This window comes from Poritiphilus flavus (assembly GCF_009901585.1).
In the GTDB taxonomy this organism is placed as follows: Bacteria; Bacteroidota; Bacteroidia; order Flavobacteriales; family Flavobacteriaceae; genus Poritiphilus; species Poritiphilus flavus.
Genome location: NZ_WXYO01000002.1, coordinates 697,049 through 717,110, shown reverse-complemented (window position 1 = coordinate 717,110; position 20,062 = coordinate 697,049). Strand labels below are relative to the sequence as shown.

General features: G+C 44.4%; 9 protein-coding genes. All 9 read right to left on the bottom strand.

Annotated elements, in window-relative coordinates; all coding sequences use genetic code 11:
• Complete coding sequence (locus tag GTQ38_RS06400) at nt 1-663, bottom strand: ABC transporter ATP-binding protein (RefSeq protein WP_161434778.1); 663 nt, start codon at nt 661-663, stop codon at nt 1-3.
• 114 nt (nt 664-777) lie between these two features.
• The gene (locus tag GTQ38_RS06395; protein WP_161434639.1) at nt 778-3,165 is read right to left on the bottom strand and encodes an ABC transporter permease; all 2,388 of its coding nucleotides are present in this window, start codon (nt 3,163-3,165) and stop codon (nt 778-780) included.
• Between the two features lie 26 nt (nt 3,166-3,191).
• Nucleotides 3,192-5,612 (bottom strand): ABC transporter permease, encoded by a 2,421-nt coding sequence (locus GTQ38_RS06390; RefSeq protein ID WP_161434638.1) that lies wholly within the window; start codon nt 5,610-5,612, stop codon nt 3,192-3,194.
• A gap of 10 nt (nt 5,613-5,622) precedes the next feature.
• On the bottom strand, nt 5,623-8,010 hold the full coding sequence (locus GTQ38_RS06385; RefSeq protein ID WP_161434637.1) for an ABC transporter permease: 2,388 nt from the start codon (nt 8,008-8,010) through the stop codon (nt 5,623-5,625).
• Between the two features lie 27 nt (nt 8,011-8,037).
• Entirely contained in the window at nt 8,038-10,434 is a 2,397-nt protein-coding gene (locus GTQ38_RS06380; protein ID WP_161434636.1) for an ABC transporter permease, read from the bottom strand.
• A 19-nt stretch (nt 10,435-10,453) separates the two neighbouring features.
• Nucleotides 10,454-12,856: an ABC transporter permease gene (locus tag GTQ38_RS06375; RefSeq protein WP_161434635.1), complete on the bottom strand. Its 2,403-nt coding sequence runs from the start codon at nt 12,854-12,856 to the stop codon at nt 10,454-10,456.
• Nucleotides 12,857-12,866: 10 nt separating this feature from the next.
• Entirely contained in the window at nt 12,867-15,236 is a 2,370-nt protein-coding gene (locus GTQ38_RS06370; protein WP_161434634.1) for an FtsX-like permease family protein, read from the bottom strand.
• Nucleotides 15,237-15,248: 12 nt separating this feature from the next.
• Complete coding sequence (locus GTQ38_RS06365) at nt 15,249-17,639, bottom strand: ABC transporter permease (RefSeq protein WP_161434633.1); 2,391 nt, start codon at nt 17,637-17,639, stop codon at nt 15,249-15,251.
• Nucleotides 17,640-17,671: 32 nt separating this feature from the next.
• A complete protein-coding gene (locus GTQ38_RS06360; protein WP_161434632.1) occupies nt 17,672-20,056 on the bottom strand; it encodes an ABC transporter permease in 2,385 nt (794 codons plus the stop codon).
• Nucleotides 20,057-20,062: the final 6 nt, after the last annotated feature.

Below are 20,062 nucleotides of genomic sequence, written 5' to 3'. Positions count from 1 at the left end.
TTAAATCATCCGTCCGTCAAGCAAATTAATTATTCTGGAACCATAGGCGGCATTTTTTTCAGAATGCGTTACCTGGATTATTGTGACTCCCTCGTTATTGAGCTGTTTGAACAGATCCATAATCTCCTCACCCTGCTGGGAATTCAGGTTCCCTGTGGGTTCATCTGCAAGTAGCAATTTAGGATTTGAGATCAGGGCCCTTGCGATCCCCACAAGCTGTTGCTGGCCTCCGCTTAACTGAACTGGAAAAAGGTCTTTTTTTCCCACAATATTGAAACGGTCCAGCATATCGGCTACCATAGCTTTGCGTTCAGACGCCTTGAACTTTTTATAAAGTAAGGGCATTTCCAGGTTTTCCTTTACGGTCAGGTCGTCCAGCAAATGATAGCTCTGAAAAACAAAGCCAATATATTCCTTATACAAATTGGCCCGGTATTTTTCTTTTAAGTTGTGAACCGATTCTCCCAGAAAGTGATATTCACCTTCGTCAAAATTGTCCAGCATTCCAATAACATTCAATAAGGTGGATTTTCCGGATCCGGAAGGACCCATAATGGAGATGAACTCCCCTTCTTCCACGTCTAAATTGATATCTTTTAACAGAAAGATCCGCTGTCCGCCGGACTGCACCCATTTAAAAAGGTTGTTTAATTGTAATAACATCATATTTCATTTAAAGTTCTTCAATCTGCACCATCCTTACCGTTCAGGAATAGCGCTTAGACCGTAAATTATATTACCCCTTTGAATACAAGGGCTATTCAATCACTGTTTTCTTTATTCTTCCTTCAGCGCGTTGACCGGATTAGCGGCAGCGGCCTTTAAAGCCTGACTTCCAACGGTTAGCAATGCGATGAACATAGCCAATAGTCCGGCACCCAGGAAATAACTCCATTTAAGCGAAATTCCATAAGCATAGTCCTTTAGCCAATCATCAGTTAGCAGGTATGCAAGGGGCAAACCTATGACGATCGCCAAAAGTACGAGTTTCCCGAATTCGGCAGAAAGCATTACAGCAACCTGAGTGGCCGATTGCCCAAGCACTTTCCGTATACTTATCTCTTTCCTTTTTCGCTCCGCGGTGAACATGGCCAGGCCAAACAAGCCCAAACAAGAGATCAATATGGCCAGTCCGGCGAAATAACCCGAAAGCACGGATACCCGCTGCTCAGACTCATACAGCACCTGATAATCTTCATCCAGGAACCTGTATTCAAAGGTAAACCCAGGATTAAATTTGGCATAGGCATTTTCCAGTTGCGCAAGTACTTCCTTTTCCCTGCCAGATTCAATGCTGGCAATGAACAAAAACGTTCGATGATCCGGAACCAGACGAAGGAAGGATGGTTTGATGGTTTCCTTGAAAGACTGAAAGTGAAAATCTTTTACCACACCGATTACCTTTCTATCCTGGCCCCAAAGCTGGACTGTTTTTCCTACAGCGTCTTCCAATCCCATTGCTTCTACGGCAGTTTCATTAAAGATGATGGCCTGGGTACTGTCTGAAGCATAGGTTTTCGAAAAACTTCTCCCCTCTTTCATTTCCAAGTTAAGTGTCTCGATGAGCCCCATAGTGCTGCTCATATCGGTAAAATCGACTTCGTTGCCTTCCTCAAAGCCTGGCCATCGTACACCCATAGTATTGTTTAGCTGGTTGCCAATGAAGCTCTGAACTGCAGTAGTTGCATTTCGTACTCCAGGTATCTCTCTAACCTCTGTAAGAAAGGCTTCGGAATTCTGCTGTAACAAGCCTTCTTTCTGAAAGTAAACGACATTGTCCTTATCCATTCCAAGGTTACGGCTTTGTATATAATTGACCTGTTGGTAGACTACCAATACTGCAACGATCAGAATAATGGACAAACTAAACTGAAAAACAACTAAGCTTTTACGTACACGGACTTCATTAAGGCTCTTTTTCAACTTGCCACGCAATACCGCAATTGGGTTGAAACGTGCCAGGTAAAGCGCAGGGTAACTTCCTGCAAGTAGTCCTGCGAAGAGTGTTACGCCAAGAACCGTCGCAATTGTACTAACATTAAAAGGAATAGATAGCTCCTTACCAGTTATCAGATTAAATTGCGGCAATACCAACTGGATAAGGACTAAGGCAATAAGCAAGGCAATTATAGCCGTAAGCAGTGCCTCGCCGAAATACTGCCCGACAAGCGTTTTTCTCCTGGATCCCAGGGCCTTCTTTACCCCTATTTCTTTCAGCCTTCGTGTAGCGTTGGCAGTAGTAAGGTTCATAAAATTTATACAGGCGATAATGAGGGTGAATAAAGCGATTGCTGAAAATAGGTATATGTAATCAATACGACCCCCTGCAACTTTGCCATTTTCAAAATTCCCGTGCAAATAATTACTGGAATACTGCTTTAGGAATAAGTCTGCCTGAACATCCGGGTTTTGAGCTTTGGAAAACCCTTCTATTTTCTTCGAAAAAGCGGCTACATCTGTACCGCCCTTTAAGAGTATATAGGTAATAGGGGCATTTTGCGTCCAACTGGATTCCCGTCCAATGTTTGGGGATAATTGAACGAACCTTTCAAAAGGCAGTACGAAATCAAACTGCTGTGTGGAGTTTGACGGAATGTCCTTAAATACTCCGGCTATGGTATTGGTTTCCGAAGTATTCAGGGTGTTCCAGCGCAAGGCCTTTCCGATTGCCCGCTGTGGCTCTCCAAAAATCCTTCTGGCCAGGGACTCCGAAATGACCATGGATCCGATTTCACTCAGGGCCTTTTCAGGATCTCCTATCAGGAAATCAAAGGAAAACATCCTAAAATAGTCTTCTCCTGCAAACACTCCTTTGGCCTTATGGGTTTCTTCGGAAATAGTCAGTGGTACGGACCCTAACCATCCTGAAGGAATAAATGGAGAGGCATATTTTACTTCCGGTAGTTTGTCCGCCATGGTTTCGGCAAGCATGTCTGGTGTCCAGTCAACTAGTTTGATGTTGCCAGCCTCCCCAAATCGGTTCCAGACCTGGTATAGTTCCTTATCGTTCTCGTGGAATTTATCAACAGCGAGTTCGTCCCTTACCCAAATGGCGATCAGGATCACGCAGGCCAATCCGGTAGAAAGACCAACGATGTTAATGAAAAAGGTACTTCTGTCTCTTTTTATGCTCCGTAAAAATATAGTGATACTGTGTTTTAGCATGATTCGTTTCTTTAAGTATTTAATCGCTATTCATCCCTAAGGGTTTCGGCCGGATTCAGAGAAGCTGTCTTAAAACTTTGCCAGCTGACTGTAGCAAGCGCTATCGTCAAGGCCATCAGACCTGAAAGCCCGAATATCCACCAATTCATTTCAGTCTTATAGGCAAAAGACTCCAGCCATTTACTCATCGCATACCAGGAAAGCGGTATGGAAAGCAAAAAGGCAATACCTACCCACCGCACAAGATCTCGATTCAACAATTGCAATACCTGGGTAGTGGAAGCCCCGTTCACTTTGCGAACCCCGATCTCTTTCCTTCTTTGCAGGCAGGAATATGAGGTGAGTCCGAACAAGCCCAGAGAAGCGATCACAATAGCCAATACGGTAAAGATCATAAAGGCAGTGTTGAACTTTACGTCTTCCTGGTATTGAGCCTCGAATTGTTTGTCTAAAAAAGAAAAGTCAAATGAACTTTCAGGAAAGACTTCATACCAGGTCTCGCGGAATTGTTTAAGGGCTTCATCGGTCGCTTTTAGCGAAGAGGCCTCCTGATTCAACTTAACTAATAAAGTATTTGTATTTCTTAGTATTGGTCTTATCAACAATGGTTCTATGGCCTTTTTCAATCCCAGATGATGATAGTCTTTCAAGACTCCTGAAACTTCCCAGTTATCGCCGAAAAATTCCAGGTTTTTTCCGACAAGACCTTCAAAATCCGTTATCCCCATATGCCTGGCAAACCTTTCGTTGATCACAACTTGTTTTATGCCCTCCGGCTGGGCAGGCCTGAAAGGCTCGCCGGCCGCGAATTCCATTTCTAATAGGTCAAAGTAAACATGATCCACACCATAGTTATACCAAATTCGCTTATCGTCTGTAACCCCGTTAGGAAATGTAATACCAACGGAAGATGAGAGGTTGATCTCGTCTTCACCAGGATAAGTTTCAACCATTGACACACCATTGACAAAGGGGTTTTTAAGCAGCTCGGACTTTAAGGTTTCGCGCTTTAGCTGAATTATCGAATCGGATGCGGTTTCAAGGATCTGGCCATTCAGGGCAACTAAATTATTAAGATTTGCTCCTATGGGCTGATTTCGGATAAACCGGATCTGCTTGTTTGCCACAAAGGTCCCGACCAATAAGCTAATAGTTGCCAGGAATTGGCCAACGATCAGAGCTTTCCGAATATTAAGCCCCGAAGACGAAACCCGTATTTTTCCCTTTAGCGCCTTTGAAGGCTTATACGAACTAAGAACAAAAGCCGGGTATAGTGCTGCCAGGACAGTCCCAAGAAGAAGAATACCTCCCATGATCAGAAGGTCACCGGATTGCATGAGTTGAAAGCTCAGCTCATGTCCCACAAAGCCGTTAAATGCCGGCAAAAATAGGTATGTGAGGCCCAGAGCTATCCCCATAGCGGCCAGGTTCAACACGGCAGATTCAAACAATGACTGCAGCACTAACTGTGTTCTTTTGGCCCCGGCAACTTTTCGTATTCCTATTTCCTTAGCCCTTTCCAGGGACTTTGTGGTTGAGAGGTTGATGTAATTCAGCCAGGATAGCAATATGGTAATAAAGGCTATGATAGTCAAAAAGCGAACACTATTGGCGTTCCCATTGGCTTCCGCTTCATAGGGTTTATTAGAATAGAGGTGTATATCTTCTATAGGCTCCATATTGTGCCTTTCGTAGGGTAACGCTTCTACCTTATACCCCATGATCTTCTCTTTGACACTGGCCGGATCCGCATTCTCATCCAGTTTGATATAGGTGAAATAATTGTTTTGGTTCCAGGTCACGTCCCATTGCTGCCGGAAAATCTCCCATTTATAGAAAGAAGACAGAGACATTAGGTAGGATGTCTTAATGTGGGTGTTTTCTCCTATGTCTTCCATTATTCCTGTCACCGTCAGCAAGGGTTTACTTCCTCCGTAAATCTGCAGGGTTTTGCCCATAGGGTCTGTGTCCCCAAAGATTTTCCCGGCCAGGGATTTGGTAAGCACAATGGAAAAGGGTTCAGAGAGTGCGGTGGCTTCATCGCCCCGAGTCAGGCTACGGTTAAAGACCTCAAAATAAGACGGGTCTGCCATAGCTCCTGTATTGTCCTTAAAAACCTGATTATCCCTCATAAAAACTACTCCCGTGCCGTGTCTCATGCGTACAAACTGTAATATTTCGGGGAATTCTGCCTGCAATGTCGGTCCGCTGACGATATAGGTTTGCGCATCTCCGGGAACGAAGCGATCGCCTTCCGTATAGTCCATATAAACCCGGTAAACCCGGTCTGAATCCTTGAAGGTATCGTAGCTTCTCTCATAATTAACATAGAGCATGATAAGTAAGAAAGAGGCCACCCCAACGGAAAGTCCAAATATGTTGATAAAAGCGTACATCTTGTTTTTAAACAGATGTCTTATCGCTATTTTAAAATACAGTAGGTGCATAGCTAATTTTTTATTCTTCCTTTAAATTATCCACAGGATTCGAACTTACTACCCGCAAGGTCTGAACCCCTACGGCCAACCAGGTAAATACCAATAAGATACCCAGGGGTATGATAAAAAAGTACCATTGTAGTTCTACCTGATATGCAAAGCCCTGTAACCATTGTTTTCCAAGGTAATATGCTAGCGGTATGGCCAGTACAAAACCAGAGAGCACAGGAATACTGAATCCGCTGTATAACCTCCAGGTAAGTAAGCCTGTTGTAGCTCCAAGGACCTTGCGAATGGAAAGTTCCTTTCGCCTTCTGCCACACCAAAAGGTGGCATAGGCAATAAGGCCAAGGATCCCTATACATATGGAAACCAGCGTAAATCCGTTTATGATACTGGCGAATTGTTGGTCTTTATTATACTGAGCCCGGAAATTATCGTCAACAAAATAATAGTTGAATGGGATCTGAGGGTATAAAGAGGTCCATTTGGATGCCAGTTGTTCCAGGGTATTCTCAAATTCCAGGGGATTGATCCTCATGCTGATCTTCATGAACTGATCCGGCCAGATCTTTAAGGATAAAAGACCTACTTTTTGGTGTAAGGACAGATAATTAAAATCCTTCACAACTCCAATCACCTTGCCATCACCTCCCCATTGTTCAAAGGACGCGCCAAGAATATCTTCCGGATTTTGAAACCCAAAGGCCTTTACGGCAGACTCATTCAGTATCAGGGCTGATGTACGGTCTGCCTCCCCCCTTCTGAAATCTCTTCCTGCGATAATCTCCAGACCATAGTCTTTAATGAAATCGTAATCCACCAGGTTCACATTGATCTCCCCATTGCTATTGTGACCGTTAAGCCCGTAAATCCCGGTGGAAACCCCGTTAGGTATTTGCCCGGGAACATGAGAGCTAAAAGACACCGTTTCTATGCCGGGAATTTGCCCCAGCTCCTCTTTCAGTGTTTCAAACGAATTCCCAATGCCGGAATTGGGACCGTATTCCAGAACGATCCTCTGGGCAATGTCCATTCCAAGATCCTTATCGTTGAGATACTTCATTTGTGAATAGATAAGCAAAGCGCCAATGATCAATCCACTGGTGATAAGGAACTGAAAAGCGACAAGCGCGCTCCTGGTATCGATCAGGTACTGCTTTCGCTTCGCTATATTGGTTCCGGAAACCTCGGCAATTTTCGAATATTTAAAGGCGGGAAAGATGCCTCCTAAAAGCGAAAGTGCCATGGGGATCAGGATCAGGCCTAGTATTGCAAGGGGCTTATACATCCAACTCAGATCCAGATTATACCCCAGGAAATCTCCGTAAACACCTGATGAGGCAAGGATCACAAAAAGGGCTAGCACGGTGGCCAGGGAACTAAGCAATACGGTTTCATTAAAAAACTGACTGAAAATCGCACTCCTGGTAGCTCCTACGGTTTTCTTTACAAATACTTCCTTGTGTTGGAAACTGAACTGGGCAGTGCTCAGATTGATGAAATTGGATACTGCCAAAAGCAGGATCATAATTCCTATTCCCAGCAGGACGTATAAGTCTGATATTTTGCCCTTTGTCCCCAATTCTCCCAGTTTGGGGTCACTAAAATGCAGGCCTTTAAGGGGTTCAATGGAAGCAACATACCGATCTCCGGCCTCGGTCTCTTCAAGATAAGCGGGAATGTTCTTCAGGCTTTGTTCTAATGATCCGGGCCTGGCATTTTCGTTGATAAGCAAATAGGTATTCATCGGGCACCAGGTCCAGTTTTGTGTGGCATTCGGATCGCTTTTGGCCATAAAAGTGTCCATAGAGACCAGAAAATCAAACTGTAGGTGCGAATTAGACGGAAGGTCCTTAAGGACAGCGGTAACCGTAAAAACCTTGTCGTCATAGTTGATGGTCTTATTTACCGCATCCAGGCTACCCATATATTTTTGAGCCATTCTTTCTGTAATAACCACTTTGTTTGGCCCGATCAGTGCTTCATCCGGGTTACCTCTCAGGAAATCAAAGTTGAAAAGAGCGAAAAAATCGGGGTCCGCATAGTAAATGTTTTCGGTTTCGGAAAACAACTGATCCTGATATCGAAGGGCATGGCTGCCGTATTCCTTGTTTATTCTTACAAATTTTTTAATCTCTGGTACCACAGTCTGCAGATATGGCCCTAAGGGAGTGGCGCTAAGACCCAGGGACAGATTCCCTGTGGGTGATATTATGGCCGTATTCAGCTTATAGATATTGTTGTAGTTTCGGTGAAACCGATCGTAAGAGGTCTCGTGAAAAATATAGACCCCGATATAAAAAAGGCTTACAATGCCAACGATCAGGCTAAACAATTTGGTAAAAGTACTTGCCTTTTGTTTCCAAAACTTTCTAAAAGCGATTCTAAAGAAATTCGACCTCATGATTCTCGTTTTTTGATGATTGATGATTTACTCTGCCCTCAAACTCTTTACCGGATTGAGATAAGATGCCCTAAACGCATGGTAGCCAACCGTGAGAAGCGTTATAGCAAGGGCTCCGACCAATGCGGCAATAAAGATCCACCAGCTGATTTCAGTTCTGTAGTAGAAGTCGTCCATCCAGCTGTTCATATAGTAATAAGAGGTAGGAATTGCGATCAGACAGGAAACGAGCACCAGAACAACAAATTCTCTGGACAAAAGTCCGATCAAACCAGATACCGATGCTCCCAACACTTTTCGGATCCCTATCTCCTTAGTACGCTGTTCGGCAACGAAGGCCGAGAGACCAAAAATTCCCAGGCAACTTATACAAATAGCAAGAAGTGCAAAGAAAGTTGCCAGTTTCCCCATTCGCTCTTCATTGAGGAAATTCCGAGCGTATTCCTGATCGATAAAATTGTAGGTAAAAAGGCTTTCGGGGTCGTACTTATTGAATATTTTTTCGATATGCGCAAGGGCCTGCCTGGTGTTTCCTCGGCCACCTATTTTAATGTTTACAAAACTGAGAAAACGGCCGTAGTGCAGGATAAATAAGGTAGGCCGGACCTGATCGTACGGAGAACGGGTGATCATATCTTCAACAACTCCTACTATCTTATACGATCCGTTATCACCCCATTTTACCATCTCCCCTATGGGATTCTCAAGTCCCATATAACGAACCGCGGATTCGTTAACGATAAAAGCCAGGGAATCACCTTTAAATTCCCTGGAAAAATTCCTCCCGTCTTTCAATTCCCAATCGATCATTTCACCAAAACCATAGGTAGCCCTTAGGGTATTGAATTCTTCACTCATCCCAGGATCTTTTCCTTTCCAGCTAAAACCGCTATTGCTTATAAAAGTGTCAGAAATAAGTACATCTGAGGCAGCAACTTCCTCAATGGAAGAGGATTGTAGCAATTCATCCCGTATGGTTTCAAACCTTTCCCTAACCTCCGGGGTATTGATTGGAAAATAGAGCAGTTGTTCCTTATTATAACCCAACGGCCTGTTCTTGGCGTGTTCTATTTGTTTGAAAATTGTAATCGTTCCTATAATGAGAACGGTAGAAATGGTAAATTGGAAAACAACGAGTACTCTTCTTAGACCCGAGGCTCCCTGTGCATTGCCAAAGGTTCCCTTTAAAACGCTGGCGGGGCGGAAAGACGACAGGTAGAAGGCTGGATAACTGCCGGCAATAAATCCCGTAAATAGCATAAAAAGAAGACAGCTAAACCAAAACATGGGATTTCCCCATGGAATAGCCATGGTCTTATCTGTAAGGTCATTGAAAAAAGGCAGGCCGGCAAGGACCAGAACTATAGAAATCACGAATGCAAGCAAAACAACAAGAAATGCTTCACTGAGGAATTGAAATATCAATTGATTTTTTCCTGACCCAATCGTTTTTCGAATTCCAACTTCTTTGGCCCGCTTTACGGATTTGGCGGTGCTAAGATTCATGAAATTAATGCAAGCCAGAAGAAGAATAAATACCCCTATGATACCGAATAACCAAACCCTGTCTATTGCCCCTCCGACATTCACCCCATTTTCAAATCTAGAGTAAAGATGCCATTTGCTCATTGGGTGTAAATGCAAGACTGGTTTGGATATGGGCCCTGAATCGTCTCCGGAACTTTTAATGTTATCGTACTTAACATCCCTTATCAGTTCTGAAACTGCAGTAATATCCGCTCCCTGCTGCAGTTGTACATAGGTTTGAAACCAGTTATTGCCCCAGCCCAACCTCGCTTCGAAATTTGCTACGGTATTCAGCAACTCCCAGGGTGCAATGAAAGTAAGGTCGCCAAAATCTGAATTCCGGGGAAGGTCTTTATAGACTCCCTTCACCTGAGCCTTCATGCCCGTACCGATCTTTATAAGCTTGCCCATTGGATCCGCATTAGGAAAAAGGGCATTTGCGGTTGATTCTGACAATAAGATAGCTGTAGGATCTTCCAGGGCATTTCTACTTCCGGCAATCATTTGAAGAGACAACATTTCGGTTATTCCCGGTTCCATGAAGTTTCCGGAACGAGTGATCCTGGTTTCTTCATAAGTGAGCAGTTCATCACCGGTAAATGAACTGGTAATCACATGTTTAAAATGATCATCAAAGGAATTTCTAAGTGCCCCTGCTAATTGCATGGGTTGATTGACCGCTGTACTAAGTTCACCGCCAAAGGTCTGCGTTTGCATTACCTGGGCTATATCATCGTAATTCTCGAATTCCTGATTAAAGGAAAGCTCGCTATAGATCCAAAGTCCGATGAGTAAGCTTGCAGCCATTCCTATTGCAAGGCCGGCGATATTCAGGAAGGAGAACCCCTTTTTTTGCAATAAGTTCCTCCAGGCGATTTTCAAATTATTTCTGAGCATGATTACATTTTTGTTTTTATTACTCCGTCCTTAAACTCTTTATTGGGTTGGCAGATGCGGCCTTCAGGGCCTGGAAACTGACCGTTAGAATGGTAATGGTCATTGCCCCGGCTACGGCCAAACCAAAGATCCACCAGGAAATCTCCATACGATATTCATAACCTTCCAGCCAGCGATTCATAAAATAAAAGGCCATAGGAACAGCGATTAAACAAGAGATCAGTACCAGCGTGACAAAGTCTTTGGAAAGCATACTCCAGAGGTTATAAACCGTAGCCCCAAGTACCTTACGCACACCAATTTCTTTGGTTCTTTGTTCTGAGACAAATGAGGCCAGCCCAAACAATCCCAGGCAACTGATGAAGATGGCCAGGGCCGTGAACACCCCTGCTAAACTCCCCAATCTTTGCTCGGACTGGAATTTCTTGTTGTATTCCAGGTCCACAAAGCGATAATCAAAATTTGCCGAGGGGACAACTTTTGCAAAGACTTCTCTTATCCTGGAAATTGCCGCGGAAGTTTTGCCGTTCGTATTGAGTTTAATATTGATATAATTAACATCCTCATAACTCAAAAAGAAGACCGATTGCCTTACAGGTTGATAGGGAGACTCCATCACCAGGTCCTTAACAATGCCAATGATTTTGAGTGGTGGGGTATTCGGCCTGGTCACATATTTACCTACCGGGTCTTCCAGGCCCATATAAGTGACAGCGGTTTCATTAATAATGATGGCTGTTGAATCCGAAGCCAGGTCACGGGAAAAATCCCTTCCTTCTGCAAACTCCCATCCTATGGCATTACCGTGATCATGACTTACCCTTAGTATACCGAAATGGGTGTCCCTGTCGGGATCCTTACCTTCCCAATCGAACCCTCCGGAATTGGAATATATTCCGGTTAATGGCGATGAGGATTGGGACATTTCCAGGACTAATCCGGTTTTTTTTAACTCATTTCTAAGCAGATTGTATTTGCCCGTGTATTCCGGGTTGTTCATTTCGATTGAAATCAGGTTCTGGCTGTCATACCCCATAGGTCTGTTCTTGGTATGCTGGATCTGACCGAAGACGATCACTGTACCTATGGTGAGTACAATGGAAACCGCAAATTGAAATACGACCAGTACTTTACGAGGTAAGGATGCAGAGTTTCCGGCCTTAAATGTGCCTTTTAGCACCTTTATGGGTCTAAACGAAGACAGGAACAAGGCTGGATAGCTTCCAGCGAGAAGACCGGTTGTGACAGTAATTAAAAGACATACCAACCAGAAGCCGGGCTCAGTCAGAGGAAGATGCATTGCTTTATCAGCCAGATTATTGAACCACGGAAGTGCCAGGGAAACCAGGGCCAAGGCTAAGACAAAGGACATTGTCGCCACCAGCAGGGATTCGCCCAGAAACTGATATACCAATAGCTTTTTCTCGGACCCGAGTGTTTTTCGGATACCTACTTCCTTGGCTCTTTTTTCCGATCTGGCCGTACTGAGATTCATAAAGTTGATACAGGCAAGACAAAGCACAAACAGCCCGATCCCTGCAAAGAGCCATACAAAACTGATCCTGCCCTTTGTCGGGTAGCTTTGTTCAAAGTCGTTATAGAGGTGCCATTTGCTCATGGGATACATGAAAAGCTCCGGCTTGTACTTTTCCAGTCGGGCAAAGCTTTCCGGGGCATAATCCCGAAAAAAACGGCTTAGTGCCAGCTGCGCTGATTCCGGGTCGACTTGCGGTTTGAGTTCTACGTACAGATTAAAGGAATAATCATCCCAGACATCGCGGATGTCATCAATCCATGGGGAATTGTCTTCTAACAAATTCCAGTTCGCAAAGAAATCAACATTTTCAAAGCGCGTATTTTTAGGAAGATCCTTATATATTCCCTTGACCACCCCATTCATCTCATTGTTTATTCTTACTGATTTACCAATCGGGTCCTCTTTACCGAATATTGCTTTGGCTGCAGAATTCGAGATTACTATGGCGTTTCTCTCGTCCATGCTTGAATATGTCCCTTTGATCATCTCAAGCGAGAACATTTCCAGTGCACCGCTGTCAATGAATTCTCCTGTCTGAGTCAGGGTCTCGTCCTGATATCGTACGCTAAAATCCATTACCCAATAGGCCCTGAGAATGTGCTTGAAATAATCCTGGAAATTTTCTTTTAATACCGTGCCCGTGACGTACATCATGGAATTCCCTTCTACCAATCCACCTGAATCCGGGTCTTCTGCCCGCTCATAGATCTGACCAATCCTGTCGTAATTCTTGTGATATGTGTTGAAACTGAGTTCGTCTGCAACCCAAAGGCCAATCAGAATAACCACGGCCATACCCAGAGCCAGACCTCCGATGTTTATAGCAGAATAGCCCTTATTCTTGAGGAGGTTCCGCCAGGCGATTTTTAAATAATTCTTGATCATAGCATTGATTTTATTCTGTTCTTAAACTTTCTACCGGATCTGATTGTGCCGACCGCAGGGTGTGAAAACCAATGGTCAGGAACGCGATCAAAACTGTAAACAGTCCGGTGATCGCAAAGACCCACCAGGACATTTCAATCTTATAGGCAAAGCCTTCTAGCCATTTAGACATAAAGAACCAGGCAACAGGTGTGGCGATCAGAATAGCCGCAGTGACCAGTTTCAGAAAGTCTTTTGAAATTAAACTGGTGATATTCGAAACACTGGCTCCCAAAACCTTACGTATCCCAATTTCTTTAGTCCGTTGCTTCACTACAAAAGTCGCCAGCCCGAAAAGTCCAAGGCAGGAAATGAGTATGGAAACCAGGGCAAAATAAAAAGTCAATCCACCTGTAACGATCTCGCTCCTGTAATTGGCGGCGTGTTGTTCGTCCAGGAAATCATAGTGCAGAGGGACATCCGGCAAAACCGCGGCAAAAGCCTGCTGCACGGCCGTTAAGCCTTCCTCTGTACTGCCTGCTTTCAGCTTTACAAACATATTTCCGGCATCCAGGGCGTCCAGAAGGTATACTCCCGGCTGGATAGGTTCATAGAGGGAGCGATTGTGATAATCCTTCAATACCCCAATGATCTGCCTTGGAGTTCGCCAAAGCTCAATGGTTTTGCCTATCGGATCTTCAAGGCCCATGATCTCCACCGCCCTTTCGTTGACCACAATCTGAAGTGTGTCTATCAAGCCTTCACGATAATAGTTGCCATCTGCCAGCGGAATATCAAAGACTTCCGGAAAGTTGTGCGATGTCCATTGCAAGTTAAATTCGATATTCGACTGATCTTCCCGTTTTCCAGGCCAGACAACACCACCGGTTGAAGCATTGTTATGCAGCGGACTTGGCCCTACAAGTGTCACGTCCCGGACTGCTGGTGATTTGACGAGTTCTTCTCGCAGTACATCGTATTTCTCAGTAAGCTTCTGATCCTGATGGATAGATATAATATGGTCTTTGGCAATGCCCAGATCTTTCTGGTTTATATAGTCTACCTGCAGTCTTACCACCATAGCCGCGACGATTAGAAGCGTGGTTAGCGTGAACTGTAATACCACCAGGCCTTTTCTCAAGGAGATGGTGTTTTTCTTCTCCAGGCTTTTACCCTTTAATGCATCCACCGGTTTAAAAGAAGAAATTACAGCAGCAGGGTACAATCCGGACAAAAGCGTTGTTACCAGGTAAACCCCAATGATCACAAGCCACATCGTCCAATTAGCCGGATTCAGGGCCAGGTTCTTGGCAGTAAAGTCGTTCGTAGCGGGAAGCAACAACAAGGTGAGGAAATAAGCAATCAGAAATGCTATGGAAGTGATCAATGCGGTTTCGGTCAGGAACTGGGAGATCAGTATTCCCTTTCTGGCACCGATACTCTTGCGAACTCCTATCTCTGCAGCCCTTTTGGTAGCATAGGCCGTGGCCAGATTAATGAAATTTATACATGAAATGATTAGCAGGAAAATCGCGGCAATAGTGAATATCCTGACATATTCTATGCGGCCGCCGCTCACCCTGGCTTGCTCGTCAAAATTTCCATATAGGTAGTTATCCGAAAACTTTTGAAAGATTATACCCTCCTTAAACTCTCCACTTAAATTGGCCTGGAATAACTCATGGGTTTTGGTGCTGACAAGAGCCGGGTCTGCCTTTGGATCCAGGACAAAAACTCCCCGCATACCATTGCTGCCCCACTGCATGACCCACTCATTCCTGTTCAGGAAGTTATCAAAGCTATAATAGAACTCATTGCGAATAGAGGATTGTTCCGGGAAATCGGCATAAACCGCTTCCACGCTAAAATCTCCATTATCATGAATATGAATAGTGCTTCCAAGGGCCCTGGTTCGCCACTCGTCTCCCCAGATCCGATGTGCAAGGCTTTCCGAAATGGCCAGAGCTTCTACTTTTGCGTCTAGTTGATCAATATCGCCCAGCAATACGGGGAAGCTAAAATCTTTAAAAAAGTTCGCTTTGGTATAAGACCCCCTGGCCCGGAAATTGACATTATCATGTGTCAGGTTATCCTCAAAGGCCGGACCGAGGATCAGATAGTTTTCTATTTCAGGGATTTCAGCCTTTGCAGCTTCCAAAAATGGATAAGACACGTTATTGTACACATCCAGTACATTGCCTTCCAGCGGGATGGTCCTTTTGGCCAGATAGAGCTGAGCGTCCTGTTCGTGGAACTTGTCCATGTTCCATTCGTCATTCGCCCAAAGCAACATCAGGAAAGACACGGTTAAGGCGATAGACAATCCAAGAACATTGATAGAAAAATAGGTTTTGTTCTTCAATAAGTTTCTCCAGGTTATTTTTAGGTTGCTTTTTATCATGACTTGCTTTTTTTATTCTGTTCGAAGGCTTTTCACCGGATTTGCCCTGGCTGCTCTAAGGGCTTGAAAACTTATGGTTAAAAGGGCTATGAGCATCAGCGATCCCACTGCGATACCAAAAGACCACCAGGGTACTTCAACCCTGTACTGGAACTGCTCCAGCCAGCGGTCTCCAAAATACCAGGCAACCGGCGCAGCCAGTAAGCCGGCGAATAAGATGAGTTTTAAAAAATCCTTGGTAAGCAATACGAGGATACTGGAGATGCTGCTTCCCAGTACTTTTCGAATTCCGATTTCCTTGGTTTTTTGGGCGATAAGGAAGGCGATCAGCCCGTAGATCCCCAGACAGGCTATTAAGATGGCCAAAGCAGAGAAGATAGAGGTCAGTGAAAGGAATTGTTGTTCTGACCTATACAATTCAGCCACCCTTTCATCGAGGAAGTCATAGACAAATATGTGATCCGGAAATACAGAAGACCACTCTTTCTCCAAATATGGAAGGACTTCAGAGATATTGGCCATATTGACCTTTACCGCCAACTCCGCATAACTTCGGCTCACCGGAGCGATAAATATAGGATTGATGCTTTCGCGGAAATCCCGATCGTGAAAATCAGCTACTACCCCCACAATCGTGCCTTTTGCAAAGCCACCTGATACTTCCAGCTGATGGCCAAGTACCTCTTCCGGTGATTGAGAACCTATCTTTCTGACGAATGTCTCATTCACCAGAACTTCGTCTACCGTGTCCTTTTCGTAAAAGTTCCTTCCGGCAACCAGGTTTAGATTGAAAGTATTCAGGTAATCCCTGTCAGCAGTCTTGATCTGGATAGGAAACTCTTCATCCTCCGGGCGGTTGTCGTAGTTCAGATTGGTTCCCCACCTGTTGTTACCTGCCCCGCCAGGGGAAGCAAAACAGGCCGTAACCTTTTCAACCCCTGCGGACCGTAAAAATCGTTCTTTCAGGCTCTTTATCTGCAAAGATTCCAGTTCATCCGGTATTTCAAGCATTAATACTGCCGACTTGTCATAACCAAGATCAGAATTAATGGCGTATCGGAGTTGTTTGTTGATCACCAAAGTACCTATGATAAGTGCGGCCGAAATTGAAAACTGCAGGATTACCAGGGTTTTTCTGGTAAGGTAACCGCCGGCATCCTTTTGGGTGAGTTTCCCTTTCAGTGCCAATATGGGAGTTATTCTGGTGAGTACTATACCCGGATAGCTACCTGCAAAAAAGGCAACGGTTAATAAGAGCAGCAGCACGAATACGAGTGAAGGGAGTTCCCAGAGCGTCGCCATGGAAAGGCTCAGATCAAAAACAGCATTAAAGTATGGCAAAACAAGGAAGCACAAGGCAAAACCAAGGCATAGCGCTATAAGGCTTACTAAAAAGGCCTCAGCCATAAACTGCCAAAACAGATGGTTCTTATACCCGCCGAGAACCTTACGTACACCAACCTCTTTAGATCGATATACAGACTGGGCCGTTGCGATATTAATAAAGTTGATGCAGGCGATAAACAGAATAAAAAAGCCTATCATGGAAAAGATCCACAATATGGCAAGATCTATCCCGCCGCTATAGTCTGAGCTAAAGTGGATCTCAGAAAGCGGTTGGAGTTTATAATGATGAACGTTTTTGGAGGTCGGTCGGAACTTTTGAACATATCCGGCAATGACTTCTTCGATTTCGGCTACCTTTTGGTTTGGATATAACAGCCCGAAGCATTGCAGATCGGAACTGATCCCACCCCAGGATTCCCCACCGAGAAAACGGCTGTAAGTTTCCAGTGTGGGAAAGGAAACAAAGATTTCTCCCTGGATCAGGGTATGTTCCGGAAGGTCTCTGAGCACACCGGTTATGGTAATGAGTTCCTCGTTAGACAGCACAAAAGATCTGCCTGTAACATCCGTATGCCCAAAGATTTGCTTTGCCATGCTTTCGCTTATGACCGCGGTATTCGGATCAACTATTGGCACCTCATTGGAACCGTTGAGCATAGGGTAGTTGAAAATCTTGAAAAGATCCGCTTCGGCAAAAACAACCCCCTCCTCAAGCCTGTTTTTATAATTGGCCTCCTCTACCCAGATTAGCTGGTTTTCGCGATTAACAACACGCGCGGTTAGTTCGGCATAGTTGTAATCCTCTTTGAAGGCATTAGAGAATCCCGGGGGGACACTCGCGGCATATTCTATCTCGTCTGTGTGTTCTTCGGTCACAAAACGGTAGATACGATCGGAATTCTCGTGAAAATTATCAAATTTCAGGTGATGGCTTACAAAGAGAAAGACCAGTATACTGCATGTAAATCCAAATGCGAGCCCGATAATGTTTATCAGGCTGAAACCCTTACGTTTGAGTAGGTTTCTCCAGGCTATTTTAAGGTTATTCTTTAGCATGATCCTTGTCTTAATTTTGTTATCCCATGAGGTTATTCTGTTCGTATACTTTTGATCGGATTTGCCCTGGCGGCTTTATATATTTTATAGGTGATGGTGACCATGGTGATCAGCATGATTGCTACAAGAGAAAGGGCAAAAATCCACCAGTTTAATTCTGTTCTGAATTGATATCCCTCCAGCCAGTTTCGCATAAAGTACCAAGCCAGTGGACAGGCAATCAAAGAGGCGATGCCCAGAAGTTTCAAAAATCCATTTGTAAACAAATTTAGAATGTGGAAGACACTCCCACCCAGCACTTTTCTAATCCCTATTTCTTTGGTTTTTTGAGAGACAAAAAAAGTGAGCATTCCGTACAGGCCAAGGCAGCAAATTGAAATTGCAATAATGGAAAACAGCTTTGACAAGCTTAATAACCGTTGTTCAGACTCGTATTGTTCGGCCACTCTTTCATCCATAAAATGAAACTCATGGATATAATCCGGGAAAGTCTGCTTCCAATGATCGGCAATTCCGGACAGGGTAGTTTTAATGTTAGAACCCTGCATTTTTACTGCCAGTTCGCTATAGGCATCAACTCTTGGGGCAATAAAAACAGGTCTTATGGCCTCGTGGAAGTTTTGGTCATGAAAATTCGCAACCACACCGACCACTTCCGCCTGAATGTGACCTCCACTCAGTTTAAGGCGTTTCCCCAATAGCTCATCAATAGATTCGAGTCCAAGTTTTTGAGCAAGGATCTCATTAACAACTACTTCCTGAATAGAGTCTGTCGTTTTAAAATTTCTTCCGGCAACAACTTCAAGTCCGAAAGTTTTGATGTAATCCTGATCTGCCATCTTAGCCTGTATAGAGAACTCTTCACGTTCGGGCCTATTGTGATATTGGATACCCGTACCCCAGCTGTTTTCAGCCGCTCCAGGGCTAGACAGACAGGCGGAGATATGTGTCACCCCCGGAACTTCAGACATTCTCTCTTTCAAGCCATCCAAAGCAAGCTGGTCCAGCTCCTCAGGCAATGTCATCATAACAATAGCCTCCTTGTCAAAACCAAGATCCGCATTTACCGCATAATCCAATTGTTTGCCTATCACTATGGTAGCTATCAAAAGTACGATTGATATAGCGAATTGTATTGTAACCAAGGCCTTCCTGGTAAGCTGCCCGCCAGCATCCTTTTGAGTCAATTTTCCCTTTAAGCCCAACACAGGGGTAACCCGGGCCAGAATGATACCTGGATAACTCCCTGCAAGAAATGATACCAGTATGAGCAAGAGAAGCGAAAAGCCGATGACTTCAAACCGGAAAAGGTTACCGGAAAGATCAATATCAAATAGTGTACTCATCTCAGGCAATAGCAGCATCGCCAACAATAACCCAAAAATCAGGGATACAAGACTTAGAATAAAGGTTTCAGAAATGAACTGCCAGAAGAGGCTCTTTTTTTGCCCTCCCAAAACTTTTCTTACCCCAATTTCTTTTGAACGAACAAAAGCCTGAGCCGTAGAAATGTTAATGAAGTTTATGCAGGCCACTGCGATTATAAAAACTCCTATAATGGAAAAAATCCACAATAGCTCTGCGTTCATACTACCGGCATAGTCCGGATTGAAATGAACATCTGCCAGTGGTTGCAGCTTATAATGATGTACGTTCTTGACCCCGGCACGGTGTTTTTGTACCAATTCCGGTAGTACGGATTCTATTTGTTGAGGGTCCTGATCAGGACGTAACAAAGTGAAACATTGAAGGCTGGACATTAAGCCGTGCCAGCTACCTTCAGCCAGGAAGCTGTTGTAGGCCTCAACAGTTTTATAGGATAAAAAGATATCCGTGTTAATCAAAGTGGTAACAGGCAGGTCCTCCAAAACACCTATGACCTGAACAGTTTCCAGATTGTTGAAAACAAAGGTGCGGTCGATGACGTCCTCGGTTCCGAAGATCCGCTTCGCTTCACTTTGGGTGATATAGGCCACATTAGGCTCCATAAGGTTTCGCCCGCTGTTTTTGTAAAGCAGGGGGAAATTCATTATTTCAAAAAAGTCCGGCTCGGAAAAGGCAATATCTACAACAAACTTTTCCTTTTCGTCTGTCCTGGAGATTGTAAGTTGCTGTTCTTCCCAACTGACCAGGTTTGCTACTCTTTCGGCAAAATCATAGTCATTTCTGAACGCCTCCGCAAATCCCGGTGGGACACTGGCCGTATAATAGATCTCTTCCCGATGTTGTTCCGTCACAACCCTGTAGATACGATCAGCGTTCTCGTGGAAGTTGTCATACTTCAGGTGATGGCTTACAAATAGAAAGACCAAGACGCTACAGGCAAACCCAATGGTTAGGCCCAAAATGTTAATCAGACTGAAACCCTTACGTTTGAGAAGGTTTCTCCATGCTATTTTCAGGTTGTTCTTCAGCATATTGGT